The following is a 23730-nucleotide window of genomic DNA, read 5'->3' as shown; positions in this document are numbered from 1 at the left end:
CAAAATGCTGCGAGTCCGCTTGATTGGCCTGCCGCTGTCGGTCATGGTCTGCCTTGCGCCCGATGGCGGCGCTGACAGATAAGTGCGAGTGACTGGCCCTTCGCGATGACCGACTTTCCGATGATCGATACGCCGTCGCCCAATTTCGACGAGCGCAGCCTGCCGGTTTCCATGCTGGTGCTGCACTATACCGGGATGGTCGACGCGGCGACCGCGATCCACTGGCTGGTCAGCCCGGAATCCAAGGTGTCCGCCCATTATGTCGTGACCGAGGATGGGCAGGTCATCCGCATGGTGGATGAGGACAAGCGCGCCTGGCATGCCGGCCGGGCGCATTGGCGGGGCATCGACGACATCAATTCCGCCAGCATCGGGATCGAGATCGTCAATCCGGGCCATGAATGGGGCTATCGGCCGTTTCCAGATACGCAGATGGGGTCGTTGATCCCGCTGATCCACCAGATCGTCCAGCGCCACAAGATCACGCGCGGCAATATCGTCGGCCATAGCGACGTCGCCCCGGCGCGCAAGCAGGATCCCGGCGAGCTTTTCCCCTGGGGGCAGTTGGCGCGGCTGCGGCTGGCCCTGCCGCGCCCGACCAAGAATCTGATGGACCCGCATTGGAGCGACGGCGGCTTCATGCTGGCGCTGGAACGCTTCGGCTATGACATTGCCGAGCCGCAGGCGGCGGTGGTCGCGTTCCAGCGGCGCTTTCGGCCCGAACTGATCGACGGGATCATCGACGGCGAGTGCCGCGCGATCCTGCTGGCGCTGCTCCTCCCCAAGCCGCGAGGGGATGATGATTAAGTGGGGATGACGGGGGCGCCGGACCTGTGTATAGGCGCCTCTGCCAGAGGGCCGGGCGGCCGCGGCGTGGCGGGTAACTTCCACGGCGAGGAAAGTCCGGGCTCCACGAAATGACGGTGCCGGCTAACGGCCGGCTGGAGTGATCCAAGGGACAGTGCAACAGAAAGCAGGTCGCTACAGCTTCGGCTCAGCGAAATTGAAAGGGTGCGGTAAGAGCGCACCGCGTCTCCGGCAACGGAAGGCGGCACGGTAAACCCCACCGGGAGCAAGACCGAATAGGGGCGGCGCGCAGCTTGACTGCTAGGCTAAGTTTCGGCTGAGACCGCCCGGGTTGGTTGCTTGAGGGACGGAGCAATCCGTCCCCTAGAGGAATGGTCGCCACTCTCCTTACGGGGAGGACAGAACCCGGCTTACAGGCCCTCTGGCATTGGGACCGCATGATTTTAACCCCGCCGGGGGTGGCTTTCCGTCGGCGCCTTACCTAGTTTGAGTCTATGGCAAGAAGCAGCCGATCCAATGACTGGGGCTTTCCCCGCTGGCGCAGTTATGGCGCATCGCGAGAAGCGCAACAGGTGCGCCTGTGCGATCGGCATGGCTGCGACCGGCCGGGCGACTGCCCCGCGCCCAAATCGCCCAACAGCCGCGAGCGCTGGTATTTCTGTTCCGATCACGCGGCCGAATATAACCGCAACTGGGACTATTTTCAGGGTCTCGACCAGGAAGAACGGGAACAGCGCGAGCGCGCCGAGCGGCGCGATGCCGGTGGCTATCAGAACAGCGCCTATCATGGCTGGGGCGGTCCGGGCGATGGCACCCGATCGCGGGACGAGATGCATGCGCTCCAGGCGCTGGAGCTGGAGGACGATGCCGATTTCGAGGCGGTGAAGAAAAGCTGGCGTCGTCTCGCCAAGGAATATCATCCCGATGTGAAGCCCGGCGACGCGCAGGCGGCTGTGCGCTTCCAGACGATCCAGGCCGCCTATGAAGTGCTGCGCGCCGCCGAGGAACGGCGGACATGGAAGCCGCGGGAGCGGGCGGATTGAAGGATCATGTCCGGTCGAACTGGGATCATGCGGTGCTTGTCTGCCGCAAATGTTCGAAGAAACTGGACGGGGGTTTCGGTCTTGACGGCGACGAGCGGTTGGCCAAGGCGCTGCGCCGCCATCTTTCACTGAAAAAGGGGCGTAAGGCGGCGGCGGGGATCGTGGAGGTCAATTGCCTGGGCGTTTGCCCCAAGGGTGCGGTGACGGTCGTTAACGGCGCCAGTGCGCGCCAATGGCTGTTGGTGCAGCCCGATGCCGACCTTGATGAACTGGCCGCTACGTTGGGTCTTTTGCCCCACGCCTGAACCAATGGTCAGCCGGCGCGGCGAACCGAGATGGGCGAAGCCAGATTTTTGTTGAGCATGGGGATCAGCGTCCGTTCCTCCTGGTCGATCCGGCTCATGAGGCTTTTTACGATCTCGCGCGTCTCCTGGCAGAAGTCGGCCCATTCGCCGGCGATCCGGTGGTCGCTCCAGCGGGTCATATAGGCGGCAAAGGCCTCGCCCAGCGGTCCCATCTCGATCTGGAGACGCTGGGCGGTGGTGCGCAGTTGTTCATCGGCCATGCGCTGAACGCCGGGGTAGAATATCCGGTCCTCCAGCGCCAGATGCGCCATCAGCAGGCGCGCAAACTGCCAGCGCAGCGCCCCGATGGCTTGCGGCACGCGGTCATCCGCCACGGCGCGGGACAATTGGCCCGCCAGCACATGCAGTTCTTCATGTTGTCTGCGCAGTTCAGTGAGATCCATCGCCGCTTCCTCGCTACCCTGAAGGCATCATGCGCGGCGTGCCTTAACAAAGGGTTGTGCAGACCTTCGGCAAAGCGGAAGGGCCGTCCGCCACCCGTCCCAGGCGGCGGACGGCCTGCCCGATCAGGCGGGCTGGTCGGCGCGGCTGACGCCTTCGCCGTCCAGGTTCAGTGCGACGAAGTCCCAGTCGATCGCTTCCTTCAACAGCTTTTCGGCATAGTTGGGGCGCAGGTTGCGATAGTCGATATAATAGGCATGTTCCCACACATCGAGGATCAGCAGCGGCGTATGGCCATGCGCGACCGGCGTGTCGGCGTCATGATAGCTGGTCACTTCCAGCTTGCCGTCCTTCAGGATCAGCGCGGCCCAGCCGCTGGCGAAATGGCCGACGGCTTCGGCCTTTAGCTTGTCGACCAGAGCGTCGACCGAGCCGAAGCCTTCATTGATGAGGTCGAGCAGCTTGCCCGAGGGCGCCTTCTTTTCGGGCGAAAGCGACAGCCAGTAGAATGTGTGGTTCCAGATCTGGCCGACCTGGTTGAACAGGCCGCCCTTGCTGGTCTTGATCAGCTCGACCAGCGACTTGCCCTGGAGCGAGGCGTCGGCGGCGACCAGCTCATTGGCCTTCACGACATAGGCATTATGGTGCTTGCCATGGTGAAAATCGAAGGTTTCAACCGAAAGAATGTCGCCAAAGGCGTCTTTGGGATAGGGCAGGGGGGGCAGAATAAATGCCATGTCGGAACTCCTCGGTTCGTGATGGGATGGCCGCATAACGTTGATGCGGCCGGAAGGCTCCCCGCCCCTAGCAGTCTTATTGCGCTGCGGAAAATACGATATTTTCTTTCAAGAGCGCGGAAATATCCATGTGACAGGACCGTAATGATGACATAGACTTAACGGTTAGGACCGGATGGCCGAATGGCGACCGGGTCGGAGGCCGCCCCGAAGAATGCGGCGGTCATAAATGGGGGAAGGGTCCAATGGCAAAATTCTTCGGCAATCTGCATCTTGTGCTGATCGCGGGGCTGCTGCTCGCGATCGTGGTGATGTTCGGCGCGCATGCCGGGCTGGTCGACGCCAACAGCATCTTTCGCTGGCTGCACCTGTTCTTCGGCATCACCTGGATCGGGCTGCTTTATTATTTCAACTTCGTCCAGATCCCGACCATGCCGAAAATCCCGGCTGAACTGAAGCCGGGCGTGTCCAAGCATATCGCGCCGGCGGCATTGTTCTTCTTTCGCTGGGCGGCGGCCTTTACGGTTCTGACGGGCCTCATCGTCGCCTGGCTGGCCGGTTACATCCACCAGGCGCTGCTGGTTCAGGCGCCCTATACGCTGATCGGCATCGGCATGTGGCTGGCGCTGATCATGGCGTTCAACGTCTGGTTCGTGATCTGGCCGAACCAGAAGAAGGCGCTCGGCATCGTTCCGGCAGAGGATGATGTGAAGGCTAAGGCGGCGACCACGGCGATGATCGCCAGCCGCACTAATACGATCCTATCGCTGGCGATGCTCTATTGCATGGTCAATTTCAGTTGAATTGGCTGGGGCGGGCGTCCCGTGACGCCTGCCCCTATCCCTGTGGCGGGGTGGTTTCGCCAATCTCTTCGCTGTCCAGCTTTTCGCCCAGGTCAAGGCCGTGGCGCATCAGCATGGGAATGTTGGCGGCGGCGAAGGCGACCGACACGATGGTCACGCCCCACACCTTGACGGCGAGCCAGCTATCGAAGCTCATGGAGCGCCGCATGATCTCATTGGCGAGCGCCATGGCGACGAAGAAAAAGGCCCAGTTGCGCGACAGCTTGCGCCAGCCGGCTTCGGTCAGGCCGTCATAGGCGGCCTGTAGCAGATATTTGAGCAGCGGCTTGCCGCGCATCAGCCCCGCGAACAGCATCAGCGCGAAGAAGGCGTAGATGATGGTCGGCTTCAACTGGATGAAGCTCTGGTCGCGGAAATAGATGGTGAGGCCGCCGAAAAAGAGGATCAGCATTGCCGACAGCCAGAGCATGGGCGACACCCGGCCGAGCTTCACCTTGGAGATGAGGACGGCGATGACGATGGCGGCCATGAAGGCGGCGGTGCCGAAGGTCATGGCGGTGATCGGATTGCCCGGCCCCCAGATCCAGCCCGCGCCCTTGTAGGTGAGGAAGAAGACCAGCAGCGGACCGAAGTCCAGCGCGAGGCTGAGATTGCCGCCATGGGTCGGTTTTTTCGGGTCAGCCATATATTATCCTTCGTCATTCCCGCGAAGGCGGGAATCCATCTCCAGCCCCATCCCCAGCCGCAAGGTTGGGAGATGGATCCCCGCCTTCGCGGGAATGACGGGAAAGGAATGGGAAGGGTGGCAAGCATAATCACCGCGCATAGGCCGTCCCCGCAATCGCCCGCGCCATGTCGCCGGGATCGAAGGGGCGCAGATCCTCGATCTTCTCGCCCACGCCGATGGCATGGATGGGCAGGCGATATTTCTCCGCCGCCGCGACCAGCACGCCGCCGCGCGCCGTGCCGTCCAGCTTGGTCATGACCAGCCCCGTCACCTGCGCGACTTCCTTGAAAACCTCGATCTGGCTCAACGCATTCTGCCCCGTGGTGGCATCCAGCACCAGCACAACGTCATGCGGCGCTGCCGGGTTCAACCGGCCGAGCACGCGGCGAATCTTCGCCAGCTCATCCATCAGCTCTGTCTTGTTCTGGAGGCGGCCTGCGGTATCCACGATCAGCACGTCTATGCCGGTGGCGGTCGCTTGGCGTACCGCATCGAAGACGATGCCCGCCGCGTCGCCGCCTTCCTTGCCCGCGACGATGGGGATGCCGAGGCGTTCGGCCCAGACCTTGAGCTGGCCGATCGCTGCTGCCCGGAAGGTGTCGCCCGCCGCCAGCATCACGCCATAATCCTGTTCAAGGAAGAGGTTGGCGAGCTTGGCGATGGTGGTGGTCTTGCCCGATCCGTTGACGCCGATGACGAGGATCACCTGCGGGCGGGGAAAGGCTTCGATCTCCAGCGGGCGGGCCACGGGGGCGAGGGTCTTCTCGATCTCCTCCGCAATGATCTCGCGCAGATAGTCTTCGGTCAGTTCGCGGTTATAGCGGCCTTCGGAGAGCCGGTCGCGCACGCGGGCGGCCATGGCCGGGCCAAGGTCGCTGACGATCAGCGCTTCCTCGATCTCGTCCAGGGTCTGCTCATCGAGCGCAGCCCTGGTGAACAGGCCCGTGAGATTTTCTCCGAGCTTGTCGGAAGTGCGCTTGAGGCCGCCGAAGAGGCGATCGCGCCAGGATGTTTCAGCCATTATGCAATACCGTCATTCGCGCGGGGGCGGGAATCCATCTCCCGCCATATCCGTAAAGGGCTTGCGCCGGAGATGGACCCCCGCCTGCGCGGGGATGACGAAGAAATGGAAATCCCAATCACGCCGCCTCTTGCGCGATCAGCGCGCCATTCTCAAGGCCTGTGATGGTCGCGCGGACGATGGAGGAGGGAGGCTGGGGCACGGCGAATCGCACCGGGGCGAAATTTTCCGCATGGCCCGAAAGCCCGTTGCGCTCCACCAGTACCGATTGTTCGGAGCCGAGGAGGCTTTTGAGCCAGTCTTTCCGCTGCGCCTCGCAAGCCGAGCGGAGGCGGGCGGCGCGCTCCTTGATCGCGGCGCGGTCGACCTGCGGCATGCGGGCGGCAGGGGTTCCGGTGCGCGGCGAATAGGGGAAGATATGGCCGTGGACGATGGCGCATTCCCCGACCAGCTTCAGGCTGTTTGCGAACATCGCTTCATCCTCCGTCGGGAAGCCGGCGATGATGTCGGCGCCGATGCTGATGTCGGGGCGGGCGGCCTTGAGGCGTTCCACGATGCGGATCGCATCGGCGCGGCTGTGGCGGCGCTTCATGCGTTTGAGGATCATGTCGTCGCCCGCCTGGAGCGAGAGATGGAGGTGCGGCATCATGCGCGGCTCATGGGCGAGCAGGTCGAACAGGCGCTCGTCAATCTCCACGCTGTCGAGCGAGGAAAGACGCAGGCGAGGGAGGTCGGGCACGCCCTTCAATATGCGTTCGATCAGCAGGCCGAGCGAAGGCGCGCCGGGCAGGTCGGGGCCGTAGCTGGTGACGTCCACGCCGGTCAGGACGATTTCCTTATAGCCCGCATCGACCAGCAAGCGGGCCTTTTCGATGACCGCGCCCGCGGGGACCGAGCGGCTGTTTCCGCGGCCATAGGGAATGATGCAGAAGGTGCAGCGGTGGTCGCAGCCATTTTGCACCTCCAGAAAGGCGCGGGCATGTTCGGCAAAGGCGCTCGCCATATGCGGCGCGGTTTCGCGCACGGCCATGATGTCGGAGACCTGGACCTTTTCCGCCGCCCCAAGATCATTCGTCATCCCAGCGTAGTGGCTGGCCTCCATCTTCTCGCGATTGCCGATCACGGCATCGACTTCGGCCATGGCGGCGAAAGTCTCAGGCTCGGTCTGCGCCGCGCAGCCCGTCACCATGATCCGCGCATCGGGCTGGTCCCGGCGGGCGCGGCGGATGGCCTGCCGGGTCTGGCGCACCGCCTCGGCCGTCACGGCGCAGCTATTGACGACGATCAGATCTTGCCTGTCGCCTGCCATTTCGCGGCCAACAATCTCCCGAATCGCCTCGCTCTCCGCGATGTTGAGGCGGCAGCCCAGGGTGATGATCTGCGGCGCGTTTTTGGTGGGGGTAAGCATCTAAAAGCGCGCCCAGTCAGCCTCGCCGTCAAAGACATGGGTGGCAGGCCCGGTCATCAATATGTGCCCGCCGGGCGCCCAGTCGATCACCAGATCGCCGCCGGGCAGCGTGACTCGGGTGGGGCCGCTCACCAGCTTGCGCCGGACCGCCGCCACCGCCGTCGCGCAGGCGCCGGTGCCGCAGGCGCGGGTGAGGCCTGCGCCGCGCTCCCAGACGATCAGGCGGATATGATTCTCGCCCACGATCTGCGCGAAATTCACGTTCACCCGAGCCGGGAACAGCGGGTCCGTCTCGATCAGCGGTCCCAGCCGCTCGATGTCCACCGCGTCCAGATCGTCGCAGAAGAAGATGACATGCGGATTGCCGACATTGACCGCTACGGGCGCGGGCAGCTCTTCCCAGCTCACCGGCATGGCCAGCGTGTCCATGGCGTAGGCGAGGGGGATCGCATCCCACTCCAGCCGGGGTTCGCCCATGTCGACGCTGGCGCCGCCGTCCAAGCCCTTCGCGTCCAGCAATCCAGCCTTGGTTTCGATCAGCACGTCCCGCCCGACGAACAGCGGCACGCAGCGGGTCGCGTTGCCGCAAGCCTCCACTTCGCTGCCGTCGCTATTGAAGATGCGCATCGACACGTCGGCGCGCTCGCTATTGCCTATCAGGATGAGCTGGTCGCAGCCGATCCCGGCATGGCGGTCGGCAATGGCCTGCGCGCGCGCAGGCGTCATGTCGAGCGCCGCGTCCCGCGCGTCGATCACGACGAAGTCGTTGCCTAAACCATGCATCTTCGAAAAACGGCCCATAGCGCGGCGCATGTAAGGCCAATGCGGGGAAAAGACCAGCCTATCCGGCGTGCCTATCCCGCATTCAGGGCCGCGCGCCTGCGTCCATAAAGGAAATAGACGCATAGGCCGATCGCGTTCCAGATGAAGCAGGCGAGGATGGTCTTCACCGGCAGGCTGATGAACAGATAGGCGCAGCCGCCAATCGCGCCAAGGCCGACCAGCCATCCCGCAGGGGCGCGGAAGGGACGCTTCAGGTCAGGCATCCGCCGCCGCAGGATCAAGAGGCAAGCGCCCACGGCGGTAAAGGCGATCAGCGTCCCCGCATTGGCGAGCGCGGCGATCTCATCGATGGGTAGCACGCCCGCTATGATCGCGACCAGCACGGCGGTCATGCCGGTGATCCGGGCGGGCGTGCCGCGCTTGGAGATCAGCGCCAGCCTCTGCGGCAGGAAGCCGTCCCGCGCCATGACGAGGAAGATGCGGCTCTGCCCATAGAGAAAGCCGAGGAGCACCGTCGGCAGCGCAATCACCGCCGCTATGGCGACGATCCTGGCCACCTGTCCCTGCCCCATCTCCCGCAGGATCAGCGCCAGCGGCTCCGGGCTGTCGGCAAAGCGGGTGAAGGGCATCGCCCCGATCGCCGCCGCCGCTACAGCCACATAGATCAAAGTGCAGACGATCAGCGACCCGACGATGCCGATGGCAAGGTCACGGTCTGGGTTCTTGGTTTCCTCCGCAGCGGTCGAGATGGCGTCGAAGCCGTAAAAGGCGAAGAAGATGATGGCCGCCGCCGCCATGACGCCACGTTCGACGCCGTCCGGCGCCACCGACTTGGCGAAGCCGAAGGGCATGAAGGGCGACAGATTCTGCGCGTCGAAAGCGGGGAGCGCAATGGCGACGAACAGGCTGAGCGTGGCGATCTTGACGATCACCAGCAGCGCGTTCAGCCGCGCGCTTTCGTGCGTGCCCAGCATCAACAGGCCGGCAACGACCGCGATGATGAACACCGCAGGCACATTGACGAGCCCGCCCAGTTCCGGCCCCTTGGTCAGTAGCTCGGGAAAGCCGACGGAGGTCAGCAAAGGCGCGGCATAGCCCGACCAGCCCACCGCCACTGTCGACACCACCAGCGAATATTCGAGGATCAGGCTCCATCCGACGACCCAGGCGATGCCTTCGCCCAGGACCACATAGCTATAGCTATAGGCGCTCCCGGCGGCGGGCATCATGGTGGACAGTTCGGCATAGGCCAGCGCCGCGCAGGCGCAGATGGCGCCCGCGATGGCGAAGGACAGCAGCACCGCTGGCCCCGCCCGGTCCGCGCCGACGCCGATCAGCGTCAATATGCCGGTGCCGACGATCGCTCCCACGCCCAGCGCCAGCAGATGCGGCCAGGACAAGGTGCGCGCCAGCCTGTGCCCTTCCTGCGCGGGCATCATCGCCTCCATCGGCTTGCGGCGCGTCCAGCTCATGTTCTTTTTCTCCCCTTTTGCGGGCACCTTGCCGTTGCAGGAGCGGCTGGCAAGAAAAATTTATACAAATGTAAATCAACTGATCACCGCCTCTCGCGACTCCGCTGATATTCTGTTACAGGGCCGCAAACAAAGGTCGCGACAGCTTTAATCTTCTAAGGGGGGCGTCCGATGGATGCTGCTGCGTCGACCGTTCCGGCATCGGTCCGGAACAATGGCTTTTATCTGGGAATGTCGGTCGCCATCGCGGCGACGGTGATTGGCGGTTTCGGTTCCTTCGCGCTGCGCGGGTTCGTGGATGTCGGACGCGTGCCCTATTGGGTGCATGTCCATGGCGCCGTGTTCGTGAGCTGGACGTTGCTGTTCGTGATGCAGAACGCCTTTGCCCATCGCGGGTCGATGGCCCTGCATCGGCGCATGGGATGGGTCGCTGTCGGGCTGGCCACGGCGATGGTGCCGCTGGGCGTCGTTACCGCGTGCATGGCGGTGGTCCTTAATCGCGTGCCGCCTTTCTTCACCCCCACGATCTTCCTGGCGTTGAGCGCGCTGGAGCTGATCGCCTTCATCACGTTGCTGACCGGCGCGATCCGGCTGCGGCGCTCCACCGAATGGCATCGGCGGCTGATGCTGTGCGCGATGGTGGCGATCATCGGACCGGCCTTCGGGCGCTTGCTGCCGATGCCGCTATTGGGGCCTTGGGGCGGGCTGGCGGTCATGAGCGGGCAGATGCTGTTCGTGGCGGCCGGCGTCGTCCATGATCTTGCCTCGCGTGGGCGGGTGCATCCGGCCTATGCGGTGGGCGCGGCGGTGATTTTGGTGGAAGGGCTGGCGGTGCCGATCCTCGCCGCTACGCCGCCCATCGTCTGGCTGGCCTCCGCTTTGGCGGGCTGAGCCGCTTTCGGTTGCGTCGGGGGCGTGCTTGCGCTAAGGGCGCCCCTGCAATCGGACGGCTTGCCGTTTGATACCCTGACAGATCCATGGCGCTTGAAATGGGGCACCGGATGGACGCTGGCCGGCGAGGATTCGCCCGCCGGCGATTTTGTCGTTTGGCGGGGTAAGCATGGTTTTCCGGGCTTTTCGGCCCAAATGAGGTGATGATGTTCGATTCGCTAAGCGATCGTCTCGGTGGGGTATTCGACAAGCTGCGTGGGCGCGGTGCGCTTACGGAGGACGATGTCCGCGCCGCGATGCGCGAGGTGCGAATCGCATTGCTCGAAGCCGATGTCGCCCTTTCCGTCGTCCGCGAGTTCGTCGAGGATGTGACCGAACAGGCGGTCGGCCAGAACGTCCTGCGTTCGGTGACGCCGGGCCAGCAGGTGGTGAAGATCGTCAGCGACGCGCTGACCGCCGTGCTGGGGTCGGAAACCTCCGACCTGCTGATCGACGTGACCCCGCCTGCCGTCATCATGATGGTCGGCTTGCAGGGGTCGGGCAAGACCACCTCCACCGCCAAGATCGCCAAGCGGCTCAAGGAAAAAGAGCGCAAGAAGGTGCTGATGGCGTCGCTCGACGTCCAGCGCCCTGCCGCGCAGGAGCAGTTGGCGGTGCTCGGCACCCAGACCGATGTCGCGACGCTGCCGATCGTGCCGGGCCAACAGCCGGTCGAGATCGCCAAGCGCGCCTTGCAGTCAGCGAAGCTCCAGGGCTTCGACGTGGTGATGCTCGACACCGCCGGGCGCCTGCATGTCGATCAGGCGCTGATGGACGAGATGAAGGCTGTCGCTGACGTCTCCAACCCGGCGGAAATCCTGCTGGTGGTCGACTCGCTGACCGGCCAGGACGCGGTGAATGTCGCGTCCAGCTTTACGAGCCAAGTGCCGCTGACCGGCGTGGTGCTGACCCGCATGGATGGCGACGCCCGTGGCGGTGCGGCGCTGTCGATGCGCGCCGTGACCGGCCGTCCGATCAAGTTTGCGGGCACCGGCGAAAAGCTGGATGCCATTGAGCAGTTCCATCCGCAGCGTGTCGCGCAGCGCATTCTGGGCATGGGCGACGTCGTGTCGCTGGTCGAGAAGGCGGCCGAGAGCATCGACGCCGAGGAAGCCGACAAGCTCGCCAAGAAAATGGCCAAGGGTCAGTTCGACATGAACGACCTGCGCGCCCAACTGGGCCAGATGCGCCGCATGGGCGGCCTTGGCGCGCTCGCGGGCATGCTGCCGGGCCTGAAAAAGGCGCAGGCGGCGATGGCCAATAGCGGCGCCAATGACAAGACGCTGATCCATCTCGACGCGATGATCGGATCGATGACGCCCAAGGAGCGGGAAAAGCCCGCCCTCATCAACGCCAAGCGCAAGATCCGCATCGCCAAGGGTTCCGGCACCACCGTGCAGGAAGTGAACCGTCTCCTGAAAATGCATCAGGAAATGGAAACGGCGATGAAGAAGATCCGCAAGATGGGCGGCCTGAAAGGGTTGGCCAAGATGTTCACCGGCGGTGGGCTGGACGGCATGCTGGGCGGAGGCGGCGCGCCGCCGCAGGGTTTGCCGGGGCTGGGGGGCAATATGCCCAACCTTCCGCCCGGTTTTCAGAATTTCCTCAAGAAATAAATATTTTCAAGCAATTAGATTAGTCAGAAAGGTAAGGTCAGTTATCCATGGCAACGTCCATTCGTCTTTCGCGCGGCGGTTCCAAGAAGCGTCCCTATTATCGCATCGTCGTGGCCGACAGCCGCGCCCCGCGTGACGGCAAGTTCATCGAGCGCATCGGCAGCTACAACCCCGTCCTGCCCAAGGGCGACGAAAAGCGCGTCGTGATCGACGTCGAGCGCGCCAAGCACTGGGTTGCCGCAGGCGCCCAGCCGACCGACCGCGTGGCCCGCTTCCTCGATGCTGCGGGCGTCAAGGAACGCGCCGTCCGCAACAACCCGAAGAAGGCCGAGCCGGGTCAGAAGGCCAAGGATCGCGCCGAAGACCGCGCCGCCAAGGCTGCGGAAGCCGCTGAAGCTGCCGAAGCCGCCAAGGCTGCCGCCGCTGAAGCCGCTGCCGCTCCGGCCGTGGAAGAAGCCCCGGCTGCTGAAGAAGCGGCTCCGGCTGAAGAACAGGCTGAAGGCTGAATCCTTTGACCGACACGCCCGTCACTCTTGCCGTCATCATCGGTGCGCATGGGGTGGCGGGCGAAGTCCGTCTGAAGCTCTTTGGGGAGGGGGCTGAGGCTCTCAAATCCTATAAGGGCTTCGATGCGGCGGGGCGCACGCTGACCTTGAAGTCGGTGCGCCCCGGCTCCAATGGCGCCGTCGCGCGCTTCGTTGAGATTGGCGACCGGAGCGCTGCCGAAGCCCTGCGCGGGACCGAACTCACCGTGCCCCGTTCCGCTCTGCCTCCGCTGGGGGAGGGCGAATATTATCATGCCGATCTCATTGGCTTGCCCTGCCTCTCCAGCGATGGCGAGGCGTTGGGCCATATCGTCGCGGTCGAAAATTTCGGCGCGGGCGATATCATCGAAGTCGAACGGACAGCTATTGATGGCAAGGGCGGCAAACGCTTCATGGCGCCGATGCACGCCGTGACCATCGCGGATGATCGGGCGGTGATCGAGGCGGCATTCGCCGTCTGATCGATCAAGTTTAGTCAAGCATGGAAGATCGTGCTCCTGCCTCCGCAGGAGCGCGCATAGTTGAAAACCACAGTAAGGCGCCGAGCCATGCCGAAAATCCTTGCTGCCCTCTATCTGCTGCTGATGGTCGCCGCTGGCTGGCGGCTGTTCACCATGTCTTGGTCACGCGGGCTGAAAATCGCTGCGGCGGTGGGGCTGATCATTCCCATTCCGATGCTGTTCCTGTTGCCGGCGCTGATGCAGCCGGATCGGCCCTTTGCCGATCTGCTGCGCGCTATCGGCATCGCATTGATGGGTGGTGGCGCGGTGTCGCTGCTGGGCGGCATGGCAGGGGCATGGCTCAAGGCGCGCAAGGCATGAGCTTTCATGCGCAGATACTGACGCTTTATCCAGAGATGTTTCCGGGGCCGCTTGGCCTATCGCTTGCGGGACGGGCGTTGGTTGAGGGAAAGTGGGCCTGCGACCCTATCCATATTCGCGACTTTGCCACTGACAAGCACCGCACGGTGGACGATACTCCGGCGGGCGGCGGTGCGGGCATGGTGCTGCGCGCCGATATTCTCGGCTTCGCCATCGATCACGCGCTGGAAAAGGCGCCCGATCTGCCCGTCATCGCCATGACGCCGCGCGGGGCGCCGATCACCCAGCGCCGTATCCGCCAGCTCGCCGCCGGTCCCGGAGCCACCATCCTCTGCGGCCGGTTCGAGGGCTTTGACGAGCGCATTTTCGAGGCGCGCCCGGTCGAGCAGATCAGCATGGGCGACATCATCCTCTCCGGCGGAGAGATGGGCGCGCTGATGCTGCTGGATGCTTGCATCCGCCTGCTTCCTGGGGTAATGGGCGCCGCTTCCAGTGGGGATGAAGAGAGCTTCGAAAGCGGCCTTCTCGAATATCCGCACTATACCCGACCTGCTGAGTGGGAAGGGCGCACGATCCCTGAAGTGTTGCGATCGGGGGATCATGCGAAGATCGCCGCCTGGCGGAAACAAAGGGCGGAGGATGACACACGGCTAAGGCGGCCGGACCTTTGGGAACGCCATATCGGCGTTCGGGACCAGTCGCCCTCTGGTGCGCAACGCGAAAAGTAGGACTAAGCTCATGAACTTGATCCAGCAGATCGAGGCCGAAAACATCGCGGCTCTCGCCAAGGATATTCCGGAATTCCGTCCGGGTGACACGCTGCGCGTCGGCGTGAAGGTCATCGAAGGTGAGCGCAGCCGCGTTCAGAATTATGAAGGCGTCTGCATCGCCCGCTCGAACAAGGGCATGGGCAGCAACTTCACCGTGCGCAAGATCAGCTTCGGTGAAGGCGTGGAGCGCGTCTTCCCGCTCTATTCACCGAACATCGATTCGATCACCGTCGTCCGCAAGGGCGTGGTGCGTCGCGCGAAGCTCTATTATCTGCGCGGCCGCACCGGCAAGCGCGCTCGCATTGCCGAGCGCCGCGACGTGCGCAGCGAGGATTGATCGCTTTTACGCTGTCTTGACAGTTGTAAAAAAGAGACAGGCGGTGCCCCATCGGGGTGCCGCCTTTTTCTTTATATCTCAATGATTTGACCGAAAATCGGTGCGCATCGGGTTCGTCGCGCAGCACCGTATTTTGCGCCGCAGCAGAAATTCGTTTTTCTCAGATGGCGGTTTTGTGTCAGCGTTCCGTTTCCAGAGATTGCTCAATATTTCGAAAGTTCAAGCCCGCGGGTTTGGGCGCAGGATCGTTACGTCTCAAAATAATTTGAAGAACGCGAACCAATAAGAACAAGAAAATAACCGTCGGGAGAGGCTCTCTTCATAACAAGCAAGGGGGCTGTTCATGAACTGCAAGAATTTCGTTTCTCGTGCCGCCATGATTATTGCGCTGTCGTCTCCAGCGGCCGTTCTGGCCCAGACCAGCGATCCACAGGCGGCCTCCGCGACCGATGGCGCGGCGATCATCGTCACAGGTACCCGCCTCACCGGGATGAGGGCGGTCGACAGCCCTGCGCCGATCCAGCTTTTGAGCGCGGACACATTGCAGCGAACCGGATCCCCGGACCTGATGCAGAGCCTGGCGCAGCAGCTTCCCTCGGTTCAGGCGCAATCCTTCGGTAGCGACCTTCAGGCGCATAACCTGCAGATGAAGTTGCGCGGGCTGAGCCCGAACCACACGCTGGTCCTGGTCAACGGCAAGCGCCGTCACGGCACCGCCAATGTTTCCGTCGCCGGCGGCCCCTATGGTGGCAGCGCCGCCCCGGACGTCAGCTTCATCCTTCCCGAATCGATCGAGCGCGTCGAAGTGCTGCAGGATGGCGCGGCCGCGCAATATGGCACCGATGCGATCGCGGGCGTCATCAACTTCCTCCAGAAGAAGGCTGACCATGGCGGGTCGATCAACCTGACCGGCGGCGAATATTACGACCAGGGCGGCAAGACATACGCCATTGGCGGCAATATCGGCTTGGCGCCCTTCGACGGGGCTTATCTGAACATCTCCGCGCAGAAGAAGCACAAGGGATTCAGCTTCCGTGGCGACATCAACCCGCAGGCGATCCGGCTGTCCACCGCTTATCCCGCAATCAAGAATCTGCCGGGCTATCCCTACACCAACCGGATCATCGGCGATCCGCACATCGACCAGACGGTCGTGAACTACAATGCCGGCTATGAATTCGGGGATTATGAGATCTACAGCTTCGGCAGCTACGGCCATAAGAAGGCAGCCGCCTATGAAAACACCCGTCCGCCGACGACCGTCGTCAGCGCCAGCGGCGTGCCCTATTATGCGGGTGGCTTCCAGCCGCAGGAGCGCATCGACGAAACCGACTATTCGGTGACCGGCGGCTTCCGCGGCACGGTGGGCGACACGACGTTCGACCTTGCCTCCACCTATGGCAAGGATCTGGTCAAGGTCTATGTCTACCACTCGGCCAATGCCCAGCTTTACGCCGACACAGGCTTTACGCCCCAAACCTTCCACAATGGCGATTTCTTCAATACCCAGTGGAGCAACACGCTCGACCTGACACATGCGTTCGACGTGGGGCTGTCGGAGCCGGTCAACATCGCGGCGGGCCTGGAATTCCGGCATGAAACCTATGGGATTCGGGCGGGCGATCCGGCCTCCTATTATGGCGGCGGCGCGCAGTCCTTCTTCGGCTACAGCCCCAATGACGCGGGCAAGTACAAGCGGGACAATTTCTCGCAATATCTGGACATCAGCCTCAAGCCGGTCGAAAGCTGGCTGGTCGACGGCGCGGTGCGTCACGAACATTATAGCGATTTCGGTGATACGACGGTCTTTAAGCTGACCACCCGCTATGACTTTTCCGACGCCTTCGCCCTGCGCGGCACGGTCAGCACCGGCTTCCGCGCGCCAACCCTGGCCGAAGGCGGTTATTCGGGCCTGAACGTCGGGCCGGGCTTTATCGGCGGCGTGCTTCCGCCCGCTTCGGCTGCGGCGGGATCGCTGGGCTTCGGCGGTCTCAAGCCTGAAAAGTCGACCAATTTCAGCCTGGGCACGGTCATCAACCCCGCGCGGAATTTCACCATCACGCTCGATGCCTACCAGATCACGATCCGCAACCGCATCATGACCTCGACGGCCTTTTCGGGCTTCACCGGCAATCGTTGCCCGGCGGGCTATGCCGGCAGCAACGCGGCGGCCTGTCTGCCCTTCAATGCCGATCAATATGCCATCTACAACCAGCTCGCGGTGCTGAGCGCGGTGAATGCGGCGCTGGGCGGCAGCAGCACGGTGACCGATTGGCGCACGGCGGATGCCATCCCGGCCTATGTGCTGTTCGCGGACAATGGCGTCGACCGCAATACCGAGGGCGGCGTGTCGGTGCAGAGCTTCGTCAACGGCGTGAAGATGCGGACCCGCGGCATCGATCTGGTGGCGAGCTACCTCGCTGATCTGGGCGAAATGGGCAAGCTCGACCTGACCTTGACCGCCAACTACAACCAGAACAAGGTTCTGGGCATCAATCCGCTTCCTGCCGCGCTCTATTCCAGCACGGTCAATCCGGAGTTGACGCGCCTGATCGACGCGTCGAGCGAGGTAGAGCTGGAACATAGCACGCCGCGCTTCCGGGGGACGTTCAACGCCTTCTGGACCTGGGGCAAGTTCACCGCCAACCTGCGCGAAAGCTATTATTCGCAGGTCTACACGCTGGAAAATGCGCGCAGCGGTCCGGATGCGGGCAATCTGATCAAGGTTCCGGTCAAGGAGGCGTTCCTCACCGATCTTGAACTCGGCTATCAGATCGCGAAGCCGATCAAGATCTCCATCGGTGCGAACAACCTGTTCAACAAATATCCGACCCAGCGGTCCAAGGAGTTCATCCGCAACACCGAATTGGCCAATATGGAACGCGGCTATTCGACGAGCAAATATCCGCTCATCTCGCCCTATGGTATCAATGGCGGCTATTATTATGCGCGTGTGAATGTGACCTTCTAAGCGCATGGGCGGCGGGCCACTCGGCTCGCCCGCTGTTCGATAAGAGGCGGCGACCGGCATGAACCGTCGCCGCCTTTTCCTTTTTCTTGGTGCATCAGCCTATGTCGCTCCTTCACCGTCTCGCCATTCCCGCCGATGAACCGGCATTGGCGCATGTCATGACGCTGGCCATCGACAGCTTGCAGTCTGACTTCCTGACTCCGGAACAGGTGAGGGCCAGCCATGCCTTCATGGGGCTGGACAGCCGGTTGATCAGCGACGGCACTTATTTCGTGATCGAGGATCGGGGGCAGATCGCCGGTTGCGGCGGCTGGAGCCGGCGCGCGACGGCTTATGGCGGCAATCATAGTGCGGGCCGTGACGACCGGCTGCTCGATCCGGGGACAGAGGCGGCCAAGGTGCGGGCGATGTACACGCATCCCGACCATGTGCGCAAAGGCGTTGGCAGGCTGATCCTGTCGCTCTGCGAACAGGCGGCGCGGATGGAGGGTTTCTCCGCGCTGGAACTGTCCGCCACCATGGCGGGCGTGCCGCTTTATCGCAGCTTCGGTTTCATCGATGTGCATGCGTTCGAGGATCGCGGCGTGCCGCTGATCCTGATGCGTAAGCCTATTGCCGGCCAGAGTCCCGACTTGTGAACCAGAGGCCGATCAGGCTGAGCGCCGCTGCCGCCGACATATAGAGGCCGACCAGCTCAACCCCCTGAACCTGGATCAGCCAGGTCGCGACGATCGGCGCCAGCGCGCCGCCGATGATCCCGCCCAGATTGAAGGCGAAGGACGCGCCGGTATAGCGGAGCTGCACCGGGAAGAGGTGCGGCAGATAGGCGCCGAGCGGGCCATAGACGAAGCCCATCAGGAACAAGGCGAGGCTGAGGATCAGGAAGATCGGCAGCAATTGCCCGGTGCCGATGGCGGGGCCGAAAATCACGCCCATCAGCACCGTGCCGATGCAGCCCGCCACCAGCACGCGGGTCGGGCTGCTCCTGTCCGCCCACCAGCCGGCGAGGATGATGCTGAGCGCCATGAACAGGATCGCGCCGAGCTGGATCGCCAGGAAGGTTTCCCGGTCGATCTTGAGCGTGGCGGTGCCGTAGCCAAGGGCAAAGGCGGTCGCGATATAATAGACCGCGAAGCAGGCGGCGCAGGCAAAGGTGCCCGCGACCGCGGCGCCCAAATGGTTTTTGAACAGCGTGGCCAGCGGCACGGCGGGCGGCGGGGCTTCGGCTCTGGCGGCGGCGAATTCCGGGGTCTCGGTGAGTTTCAGGCGAATCCACAGACCCAGGAACACCAGGACCGCGCTGCCCAGGAAAGGCAGGCGCCAGCCCCAGGCGAAGAAATCCTTGTCGCTGAGGAAGGTGCCAAGGATCAGGAACAGCCCATTGGCGGCGAGGAATCCGACCGGCGCGCCCAATTGCGGGAACATGCCGAAGCGCGCGCGCCAGCCAGGCGGGGCGTTCTCCACCGCCAGCAGAGCCGCGCCGCCCCATTCGCCGCCCAGCCCGAAGCCCTGACCGAAGCGCAGGATGCACAGGATCAGCGGCGCCCACCAGCCGATGCTCTGATAGGTCGGCAGGAACCCGATGGCGAGGGTCGATCCGCCCATCAGCATGAGCGACGTCACCAGCGTCGTCTTGCGCCCGATGCGATCGCCATAATGGCCGAACACCGCCGCGCCCAAGGGCCGGGCGAAAAAGGCGAGGGCAAGGCTGCCATAGGCCGCCAGCAATTGGGCGGAAGGGGAGGAAGAGGGAAAGAAAAGCGGGCCGAAGACCAGGCTGGCGGCGGTGGCGTAGATATAGAAGTCGTAAAATTCGACCGCCGTGCCGATCAGGCTGGCCGCCAGCACCCGCTTGTGGCGCAGCATCGCGCCGATGCCGTCCCTTTTCCCGGCCCCTGCCTCCACCGCTTGCACGCCCCCCGATGCCATTATTTCTTCGCCCGCTTCTGGTTCAGCAATTCATAGGCCATGACCGCGCAGGCGACCGCCGCGTTCAAACTGTCGGCCTTGCCCAGCATCGGCATCTTCACCAGCAGGTCGCATTCGGCCTCATAGCTTTCGGGCAAACCCTGCGCTTCATTGCCGACCAGCAGGAAGCTGGGGCTTTGATAGCGCGGCTCCTGATAGTCGTGCGTGGCCTTCAGGCTGGTGCCGATCAGTTCGCCCGGACCCTCGCGCAGCCAGTGCATGAACTCGCCCCAGCGCGCCTGGGTGATGCTTTGGGTGAAGAGGGCGCCCATGCTGGCGCGCACGGATTCGACGGAAAAAGGATCGACGCAATCGTCGATCAGGATGAGCCCGCCCGCACCCACGGCATCGCCGGTGCGCAATATGGTGCCCAGATTGCCGGGATCGCGCAAAGACTGGGCGACGATCCAGATATCGGCCTTGCCGCGGTCGAGCTTCGCCAGCGGAGTCAGCCGGTCGCGATAGACGCCGACCACGGCCTGCGCATTATCCTTGCCGGAGATTTTCGAGAGGATATCGGGCGTGGTTTCGATGACGTCGCCGCCCGCCGCCTCCATCGCCGCGATCAGATCGGCGGCCAGCGGGTGGGTCGATCCGGCATGGAACAGCATTTCCGGCAGCACGCCTTCCTCGCGCGCTTCGGTCAGGATGCGCAGCCCTTCGGCCAGGAACAGCCCCTCGGCCTTGCGGAATTTCTTCTCCCGCAGGGAGCGGACGCGCTTCACCAGCGGGTTGGAAAATCCGGTGATTTCTCGCGCCACGATCCTGTCTCTTGCCTTTTTTGGAGGTCCACGGAAGCGGCCTCTCTATAGGGGGAGCGCGGAAAAGGGTAGGGGGCTTGGATGTGAAGGGATTTGGGTTGGTGAGGGCCAATGGGGGGACGTTGATAATATCGTCATCCCAGCGAAAGCTGGGATCTCGTGAGGCTAGGTCATACGCTATCGCCCGAGATCCCAGCTTTCGCTGGGATGACGGAAATGAGGTCCGCTACCCACCCATCGCCCTCTAAACCAAATCCCGCACCCTAGGTCGCGTGGGATGCGTCATGCCGTGCGACGGCGATCCGATTGCGGCCGGAGCGCTTGGCTTCGTAGAGCGCCATGTCCGCCACCGCCATCCAGCTTTCGCCGGTCGGCCAGTCGCCGCGCAGTTCCGCCACGCCGAAGCTGACCGTGACGTGCAGCGGCGGCGTGCCGGGGATTTCGGTTACGGCAATCGCCTCGCAGAAGCGTTGCGCCGCTCTGGCGGCATCTTCCTCCCCGGTTTCGGGCAGCAATATGCCGAATTCCTCGCCGCCAAGCCGGCCAAGCGAATCGCTGGGCCGTTGCAGGCTGGTGCAGAGCCGGGCGATGCCGCGGATCACCTGGTCGCCGGTGGGGTGGCCGTGGGTATCGTTGATCCGCTTGAAATGATCGATGTCGAACAGCAGCAGGCTGGCGGGCCGCTCATGCCGTTCGAACAGCGCGATGGCGCGGCTCATTTCGTTGAGGAAGGCCCGGCGGCTGAGCGCGCCGGTCAGATGGTCGCGTTCAGCGATGCGGCGCAGTTCGAGCTGCTCGACCACCAGCGCCGCCAGATTCTGGAGGATGGCGATCTGGCCGGGGTCGAACTGGCGCGGCACGGTGTCGATCGCGCAAAGCGAGCCGATATTATAGCCGTCGGGCGTTTCCAGTGGGATGCCGGCATAGCTGCGGATATTGGGATCGCCCGTCACCAGCGGATTGTCGCGAAAGCGCGCATCTTCCCTCGCGTCGGTGACGACCATCGGCGCCCGCTCGCGGATGGTGTGGTCGCAAAAGGCGACGTCGCGTGCCGTTTCGCTGCCGTCGAGACCGGCCAGCGACTTGAACCATTGCCGATCGGCGTCGACCAGCGAGACGGCGGAAATCGGCACGCCCAAAATGCTGCGGACCAGATCGGTGATGCGATCGAAAGAGGGTTCCCGTGGCGTGTCCAGAACTTCGTAGCGATCAAGCGCGGCGAGACGCGCCGGTTCGTCCATCAGCTTTGGATCGAGCATGGCCAATTACCCTCAACTGGCGAGGTGGCCTCTCCCACGCCTCGCGATTCTCGTTCAGTCTTCTCGTGATAATCGCCTGGCGATATTTAACAAAGGCTTGGCGGGCGCGGCCTGCCTTATTCTTCCCCGAACTTGTCCTCGACCAGCGTCACCAGCTTGCCCAGCGAATCGGCCGCTTCCGGACCAGTAGCGCTGATGGTGATGCTGTCGCCCATCGCCGCGCCCAGCATCATCAGGCCCATGATGGACGTGCCGGTGACTTCGCTGCTGTCCTTGCGCACGGTGATCTGGGCGGGCAGGCCGCTGGCCAGCGTCACGAATTTCGCGCTGGCGCGGGCATGCAGGCCGCGCCGGTTGCTGATCCTGACTTCCTGGCTGATTTCGCTCATGTGGTGCTGCCCAACAGTTCCGATGCAACGCTGATATATTTCTGGCCCGCTTCCCGCGCGGCGGCGACGGCCTGACGCACGTCCATCACCTTGCGCGCGCTTTCCAGGCGGATCAGCATGGGCAGGTTGATGCCCGCGATCACCTCGATCTCGCCCGCCTTCAGCAGCGAAATGGCCAGATTCGAAGGGGTGCCGCCGAACAGGTCGGTCAGCAGGATGACGCCCGACCCGTCATTGACGCGGGCGACCGCATCCGCAATGTCGGCGCGGCGCATCTCCATATCGTCCTCAGGGCCGATGCAGATGGTCTCGATCTGCTGCTGCGGACCGACCACATGCTCCATCGCGACGACAAATTCCGTCGCCAGCGCCCCGTGGGTGACGAGTACCAGTCCAATCATCTTGCTTACGTGGCCCACCTGTTTTTCATGGATTACGCTTTCGGGCCTCCCGGTCCGCGCTTCTCCAGGGCGTCCTGGGGCGCTGATTCCATATTGCGGTGCGAGACCGTGGGCGAAAAGCCCGCATCTTGCAAGTATCTGGCGACACGCTCGGCCACATGGACGGAGCGATGACGGCCCCCCGTACATCCGAAAGCAACGGTAATGTAGCTTTTTCCGCCCCCCGCATAGCGCGGCAGCAGCAGGGTCAGCAATTGTTCGATGCGCCCGATCGCCTCCTCATAGGCCGGATCTTCCATGATATAGGCGGCGACATCGGGATCGAGGCCGGTTTTCGGCCGCAATGCGTCCTCCCAATGCGGATTGCGCAGGAAGCGCATGTCGAACATCAGGTCTGCGCTCAGCGGCACGCCGCGCGAATAGCCGAAGGACATGATCGTCAGAACCGGGTCCGACAGCCCCTCGCGGGAGAAGCGGTTGCGGATTTCCTGCTGCAATCCATTGCTGGACAGGCTGCTGGTGTCGATCACCTGATTGGCCCAGCGGCGCAGCGGCTCGGTCAGTTCGCGTTCGCGGGCGATGCCATGGGCGGCGGGGCGGTCGGCGGCCAGCGGGTGACGGCGGCGCGTCTCGGCAAAACGGCGCTCCAGCTCCGCGTCCGAACAATCCAGGAACAGCGTCTCCACATCATGGCCGTGGCGGGACCGCAGCGCCTTGATCCGCTGGACGATGGCGCCAGCGTCGAAGCCGCGGGTACGCGCATCGATGCCCAGCGCGAGCGGCCGGTCGATCCGCTCGTCATGCCCTTCGGGCAGGGGCGTGTCGAGCAGCCGGCCGAGCAGCACCAGCGGCAGATTGTCCACCACCTCCCAACCCATATCCTCCAGCGTCTTGAGCGCGGTGGTCTTGCCCGCGCCAGACAGGCCGGAAACGAGCAATATGGTCTTCGGCGTTTCGAAACTCACGATAGGCTCATGGTCTTCAGGCCCATGTTCCTGACGGCCAGTTCCACCTTGATCGCGGCGGAGGCTTCGAACGGGGCGAGCCGGACGACGGGGACGTCGATACCGGCGATCGGACGCATCGCGGGTTCCAGCGGCATGCGCTCCACCATGTCGCTAAGGTCGACGGCGAGGGCGACAGGGGCGTTGTCGGCATGGGGCATGTCGATGAGGCCAATCCCGCGCACTTCCATCATGCCGACGATCCGGTCGGGCGCGCGGGCGAACAGGCGGCCCTCGATTTCAAGCACGCGGGTATAGTCGTCGCTGACGAGCACGGCGCCGCGATCGATCAGGCGCAGCGCCAGATCGGATTTGCCCATGCCGCTGGGACCGCAGAGCAGGACGGCCTGGCCATTGATCGCCACGCTGGTCGCATGCAGGGTTTCGGAAGAAGGTGTCGACGCCATATCG

Annotated in this window: 27 protein-coding genes and 1 other RNA gene; 14 read left to right on the top strand and 14 right to left on the bottom strand. The window is 63.6% G+C overall.

Annotation, left to right across the window (positions count from 1 at the left end; genetic code table 11):
• Nucleotides 1-105 precede the first annotated feature (105 nt).
• From VVT58_RS09885 to VVT58_RS09870, 4 genes are all read left to right on the top strand, one after another.
• Nucleotides 106-807 (top strand): N-acetylmuramoyl-L-alanine amidase, encoded by a 702-nt coding sequence (locus tag VVT58_RS09885; protein WP_066554949.1) that lies wholly within the window; start codon nt 106-108, stop codon nt 805-807.
• A 43-nt stretch (nt 808-850) separates the two neighbouring features.
• Nucleotides 851-1236: RNase P RNA component class A (gene rnpB, locus VVT58_RS09880), an RNA gene on the top strand.
• A gap of 65 nt (nt 1237-1301) precedes the next feature.
• Complete coding sequence (locus VVT58_RS09875; protein ID WP_087574788.1) at nt 1302-1850, top strand: J domain-containing protein; 549 nt, start codon at nt 1302-1304, stop codon at nt 1848-1850.
• Nucleotides 1823-2155 carry a (2Fe-2S) ferredoxin domain-containing protein gene (locus VVT58_RS09870; protein WP_327752595.1) on the top strand — a complete coding sequence of 111 codons (333 nt, stop codon included), beginning with the start codon at nt 1823-1825 and terminating at the stop codon, nt 2153-2155. The genes VVT58_RS09875 and VVT58_RS09870 overlap by 28 nt, the downstream gene beginning before the upstream one ends.
• 8 nt (nt 2156-2163) lie before the next feature.
• Here the strand turns inward: VVT58_RS09870 and VVT58_RS09865 are convergent, their stop codons facing one another.
• Together VVT58_RS09865 and VVT58_RS09860 are read right to left on the bottom strand one after the other, a co-directional pair.
• A complete protein-coding gene (locus VVT58_RS09865) occupies nt 2164-2598 on the bottom strand; it encodes a hemerythrin domain-containing protein (RefSeq protein WP_327752596.1) in 435 nt (144 codons plus the stop codon).
• Between the two features lie 123 nt (nt 2599-2721).
• Nucleotides 2722-3333 carry a superoxide dismutase gene (locus VVT58_RS09860; protein WP_066554959.1) on the bottom strand — a complete coding sequence of 204 codons (612 nt, stop codon included), beginning with the start codon at nt 3331-3333 and terminating at the stop codon, nt 2722-2724.
• A 245-nt stretch (nt 3334-3578) separates the two neighbouring features.
• Here VVT58_RS09860 and VVT58_RS09855 point away from each other — a divergent pair, with 245 nt between their 5' ends.
• Nucleotides 3579-4136 (top strand): urate hydroxylase PuuD, encoded by a 558-nt coding sequence (locus VVT58_RS09855; RefSeq protein WP_327752597.1) that lies wholly within the window; start codon nt 3579-3581, stop codon nt 4134-4136.
• 34 nt (nt 4137-4170) lie between these two features.
• On the opposite strand, the gene ispZ is transcribed toward VVT58_RS09855, so the two are convergent.
• The 5 genes from ispZ to VVT58_RS09830 form a co-directional block, all read right to left on the bottom strand.
• Nucleotides 4171-4821 carry a septation protein IspZ gene (gene ispZ / locus VVT58_RS09850; protein ID WP_327752598.1) on the bottom strand — a complete coding sequence of 217 codons (651 nt, stop codon included), beginning with the start codon at nt 4819-4821 and terminating at the stop codon, nt 4171-4173.
• Nucleotides 4822-4951: 130 nt separating this feature from the next.
• Nucleotides 4952-5884 carry a signal recognition particle-docking protein FtsY gene (ftsY, locus tag VVT58_RS09845; RefSeq protein ID WP_327752599.1) on the bottom strand — a complete coding sequence of 311 codons (933 nt, stop codon included), beginning with the start codon at nt 5882-5884 and terminating at the stop codon, nt 4952-4954.
• Nucleotides 5885-6002: 118 nt separating this feature from the next.
• Nucleotides 6003-7292: a tRNA (N(6)-L-threonylcarbamoyladenosine(37)-C(2))-methylthiotransferase MtaB gene (gene mtaB / locus VVT58_RS09840; RefSeq protein ID WP_327752600.1), complete on the bottom strand. Its 1290-nt coding sequence runs from the start codon at nt 7290-7292 to the stop codon at nt 6003-6005.
• Complete coding sequence (gene dapF, locus VVT58_RS09835) at nt 7293-8093, bottom strand: diaminopimelate epimerase (protein ID WP_327752601.1); 801 nt, start codon at nt 8091-8093, stop codon at nt 7293-7295. It lies immediately after the preceding gene.
• Nucleotides 8094-8146: 53 nt separating this feature from the next.
• Entirely contained in the window at nt 8147-9547 is a 1401-nt protein-coding gene (locus tag VVT58_RS09830) for an amino acid permease (RefSeq protein WP_327752602.1), read from the bottom strand.
• A gap of 171 nt (nt 9548-9718) precedes the next feature.
• On the opposite strand from VVT58_RS09830, the gene VVT58_RS09825 reads away from it, so the two are divergent.
• The 9 genes from VVT58_RS09825 to VVT58_RS09785 all read left to right on the top strand — a co-directional run bounded on the left by VVT58_RS09825 (nt 9719) and on the right by VVT58_RS09785 (nt 18175).
• Nucleotides 9719-10438: a hypothetical protein gene (locus VVT58_RS09825; RefSeq protein WP_327752603.1), complete on the top strand. Its 720-nt coding sequence runs from the start codon at nt 9719-9721 to the stop codon at nt 10436-10438.
• 203 nt (nt 10439-10641) lie between these two features.
• The gene (gene ffh, locus VVT58_RS09820) at nt 10642-12093 is read left to right on the top strand and encodes a signal recognition particle protein (protein ID WP_327752604.1); all 1452 of its coding nucleotides are present in this window, start codon (nt 10642-10644) and stop codon (nt 12091-12093) included.
• Nucleotides 12094-12140: 47 nt separating this feature from the next.
• Nucleotides 12141-12599, top strand: coding sequence for a 30S ribosomal protein S16 (rpsP, locus tag VVT58_RS09815; RefSeq protein ID WP_087575052.1), 459 nt, complete (start codon nt 12141-12143; stop codon nt 12597-12599).
• Nucleotides 12600-12604: 5 nt separating this feature from the next.
• A complete protein-coding gene (rimM, locus tag VVT58_RS09810) occupies nt 12605-13099 on the top strand; it encodes a ribosome maturation factor RimM (RefSeq protein WP_327752605.1) in 495 nt (164 codons plus the stop codon).
• Nucleotides 13100-13186: 87 nt separating this feature from the next.
• On the top strand, nt 13187-13459 hold the full coding sequence (locus VVT58_RS09805) for a hypothetical protein (protein WP_327752606.1): 273 nt from the start codon (nt 13187-13189) through the stop codon (nt 13457-13459).
• Nucleotides 13456-14187 carry a tRNA (guanosine(37)-N1)-methyltransferase TrmD gene (gene trmD / locus VVT58_RS09800; protein WP_327752607.1) on the top strand — a complete coding sequence of 244 codons (732 nt, stop codon included), beginning with the start codon at nt 13456-13458 and terminating at the stop codon, nt 14185-14187. Before VVT58_RS09805 ends, trmD begins: the two co-directional genes overlap by 4 nt.
• A 10-nt stretch (nt 14188-14197) precedes the next feature.
• On the top strand, nt 14198-14566 hold the full coding sequence (gene rplS / locus VVT58_RS09795) for a 50S ribosomal protein L19 (RefSeq protein WP_066554995.1): 369 nt from the start codon (nt 14198-14200) through the stop codon (nt 14564-14566).
• A 343-nt stretch (nt 14567-14909) separates the two neighbouring features.
• The gene (locus VVT58_RS09790; RefSeq protein ID WP_327752608.1) at nt 14910-17537 is read left to right on the top strand and encodes a TonB-dependent receptor domain-containing protein; all 2628 of its coding nucleotides are present in this window, start codon (nt 14910-14912) and stop codon (nt 17535-17537) included.
• A gap of 101 nt (nt 17538-17638) precedes the next feature.
• Nucleotides 17639-18175, top strand: coding sequence for a GNAT family N-acetyltransferase (locus tag VVT58_RS09785; protein WP_327752609.1), 537 nt, complete (start codon nt 17639-17641; stop codon nt 18173-18175).
• On the opposite strand, the gene VVT58_RS09780 is transcribed toward VVT58_RS09785, so the two are convergent.
• From VVT58_RS09780 to VVT58_RS09750, 7 genes are all read right to left on the bottom strand, one after another.
• The gene (locus tag VVT58_RS09780) at nt 18147-19466 is read right to left on the bottom strand and encodes an MFS transporter (protein ID WP_327752610.1); all 1320 of its coding nucleotides are present in this window, start codon (nt 19464-19466) and stop codon (nt 18147-18149) included. The genes VVT58_RS09785 and VVT58_RS09780 overlap by 29 nt on opposite strands.
• Nucleotides 19466-20266: an RNA methyltransferase gene (locus VVT58_RS09775; RefSeq protein ID WP_327752611.1), complete on the bottom strand. Its 801-nt coding sequence runs from the start codon at nt 20264-20266 to the stop codon at nt 19466-19468. Before VVT58_RS09775 ends, VVT58_RS09780 begins: the two co-directional genes overlap by 1 nt.
• Before the next feature lie 263 nt (nt 20267-20529).
• Nucleotides 20530-21525 (bottom strand): sensor domain-containing diguanylate cyclase, encoded by a 996-nt coding sequence (locus tag VVT58_RS09770; RefSeq protein ID WP_327752612.1) that lies wholly within the window; start codon nt 21523-21525, stop codon nt 20530-20532.
• Between the two features lie 116 nt (nt 21526-21641).
• On the bottom strand, nt 21642-21914 hold the full coding sequence (locus VVT58_RS09765) for an HPr family phosphocarrier protein (RefSeq protein WP_066555006.1): 273 nt from the start codon (nt 21912-21914) through the stop codon (nt 21642-21644).
• Nucleotides 21911-22315, bottom strand: a complete 405-nt coding sequence (locus VVT58_RS09760; RefSeq protein ID WP_007687176.1) for a PTS sugar transporter subunit IIA — start codon at nt 22313-22315, stop codon at nt 21911-21913. The genes VVT58_RS09765 and VVT58_RS09760 overlap by 4 nt, the downstream gene beginning before the upstream one ends.
• 32 nt (nt 22316-22347) lie before the next feature.
• Nucleotides 22348-23280, bottom strand: a complete 933-nt coding sequence (gene rapZ / locus VVT58_RS09755; protein ID WP_327752613.1) for an RNase adapter RapZ — start codon at nt 23278-23280, stop codon at nt 22348-22350.
• A complete protein-coding gene (locus tag VVT58_RS09750; protein WP_066555010.1) occupies nt 23277-23726 on the bottom strand; it encodes an HPr kinase/phosphorylase in 450 nt (149 codons plus the stop codon). The genes rapZ and VVT58_RS09750 overlap by 4 nt, the downstream gene beginning before the upstream one ends.
• Nucleotides 23727-23730 lie beyond the last annotated feature (4 nt).

Source organism: Sphingobium sp. SJ10-10 (assembly GCF_036038995.2).
Taxonomy (GTDB): Bacteria; Pseudomonadota; Alphaproteobacteria; order Sphingomonadales; family Sphingomonadaceae; genus Sphingobium.
Note: the sequence above shows the minus strand (reverse complement) of the source record. Positions and strands in the feature narration are given on the sequence as shown.

What these genes read in the sequence shown, in the direction of transcription:
- VVT58_RS09750 (WP_066555010.1), bottom strand. Translation starts at nt 23,726, where the DNA reads ATGGCGTCGACACCTTCTTCCGAAACCCTGCATGCGACCAGCGTGGCG.
- rplS (WP_066554995.1), top strand. Translation starts at nt 14,198, where the DNA reads ATGAACTTGATCCAGCAGATCGAGGCCGAAAACATCGCGGCTCTCGCC.
- VVT58_RS09760 (WP_007687176.1), bottom strand. Translation starts at nt 22,315, where the DNA reads ATGATTGGACTGGTACTCGTCACCCACGGGGCGCTGGCGACGGAATTT.
- VVT58_RS09830 (WP_327752602.1), bottom strand. Translation starts at nt 9,547, where the DNA reads ATGAGCTGGACGCGCCGCAAGCCGATGGAGGCGATGATGCCCGCGCAG.
- VVT58_RS09785 (WP_327752609.1), top strand. Translation starts at nt 17,639, where the DNA reads ATGTCGCTCCTTCACCGTCTCGCCATTCCCGCCGATGAACCGGCATTG.
- VVT58_RS09885 (WP_066554949.1), top strand. Translation starts at nt 106, where the DNA reads ATGACCGACTTTCCGATGATCGATACGCCGTCGCCCAATTTCGACGAG.
- mtaB (WP_327752600.1), bottom strand. Translation starts at nt 7,292, where the DNA reads ATGCTTACCCCCACCAAAAACGCGCCGCAGATCATCACCCTGGGCTGC.
- VVT58_RS09860 (WP_066554959.1), bottom strand. Translation starts at nt 3,333, where the DNA reads ATGGCATTTATTCTGCCCCCCCTGCCCTATCCCAAAGACGCCTTTGGC.
- VVT58_RS09825 (WP_327752603.1), top strand. Translation starts at nt 9,719, where the DNA reads ATGGATGCTGCTGCGTCGACCGTTCCGGCATCGGTCCGGAACAATGGC.
- VVT58_RS09870 (WP_327752595.1), top strand. Translation starts at nt 1,823, where the DNA reads ATGGAAGCCGCGGGAGCGGGCGGATTGAAGGATCATGTCCGGTCGAAC.
- VVT58_RS09765 (WP_066555006.1), bottom strand. Translation starts at nt 21,914, where the DNA reads ATGAGCGAAATCAGCCAGGAAGTCAGGATCAGCAACCGGCGCGGCCTG.
- VVT58_RS09780 (WP_327752610.1), bottom strand. Translation starts at nt 19,466, where the DNA reads ATGGCATCGGGGGGCGTGCAAGCGGTGGAGGCAGGGGCCGGGAAAAGG.
- VVT58_RS09855 (WP_327752597.1), top strand. Translation starts at nt 3,579, where the DNA reads ATGGCAAAATTCTTCGGCAATCTGCATCTTGTGCTGATCGCGGGGCTG.
- VVT58_RS09865 (WP_327752596.1), bottom strand. Translation starts at nt 2,598, where the DNA reads ATGGATCTCACTGAACTGCGCAGACAACATGAAGAACTGCATGTGCTG.
- VVT58_RS09805 (WP_327752606.1), top strand. Translation starts at nt 13,187, where the DNA reads ATGCCGAAAATCCTTGCTGCCCTCTATCTGCTGCTGATGGTCGCCGCT.
- ispZ (WP_327752598.1), bottom strand. Translation starts at nt 4,821, where the DNA reads ATGGCTGACCCGAAAAAACCGACCCATGGCGGCAATCTCAGCCTCGCG.
- VVT58_RS09875 (WP_087574788.1), top strand. Translation starts at nt 1,302, where the DNA reads ATGGCAAGAAGCAGCCGATCCAATGACTGGGGCTTTCCCCGCTGGCGC.
- trmD (WP_327752607.1), top strand. Translation starts at nt 13,456, where the DNA reads ATGAGCTTTCATGCGCAGATACTGACGCTTTATCCAGAGATGTTTCCG.
- VVT58_RS09770 (WP_327752612.1), bottom strand. Translation starts at nt 21,525, where the DNA reads ATGCTCGATCCAAAGCTGATGGACGAACCGGCGCGTCTCGCCGCGCTT.
- rpsP (WP_087575052.1), top strand. Translation starts at nt 12,141, where the DNA reads ATGGCAACGTCCATTCGTCTTTCGCGCGGCGGTTCCAAGAAGCGTCCC.
- dapF (WP_327752601.1), bottom strand. Translation starts at nt 8,093, where the DNA reads ATGGGCCGTTTTTCGAAGATGCATGGTTTAGGCAACGACTTCGTCGTG.
- VVT58_RS09790 (WP_327752608.1), top strand. Translation starts at nt 14,910, where the DNA reads ATGAACTGCAAGAATTTCGTTTCTCGTGCCGCCATGATTATTGCGCTG.
- ftsY (WP_327752599.1), bottom strand. Translation starts at nt 5,884, where the DNA reads ATGGCTGAAACATCCTGGCGCGATCGCCTCTTCGGCGGCCTCAAGCGC.
- ffh (WP_327752604.1), top strand. Translation starts at nt 10,642, where the DNA reads ATGATGTTCGATTCGCTAAGCGATCGTCTCGGTGGGGTATTCGACAAG.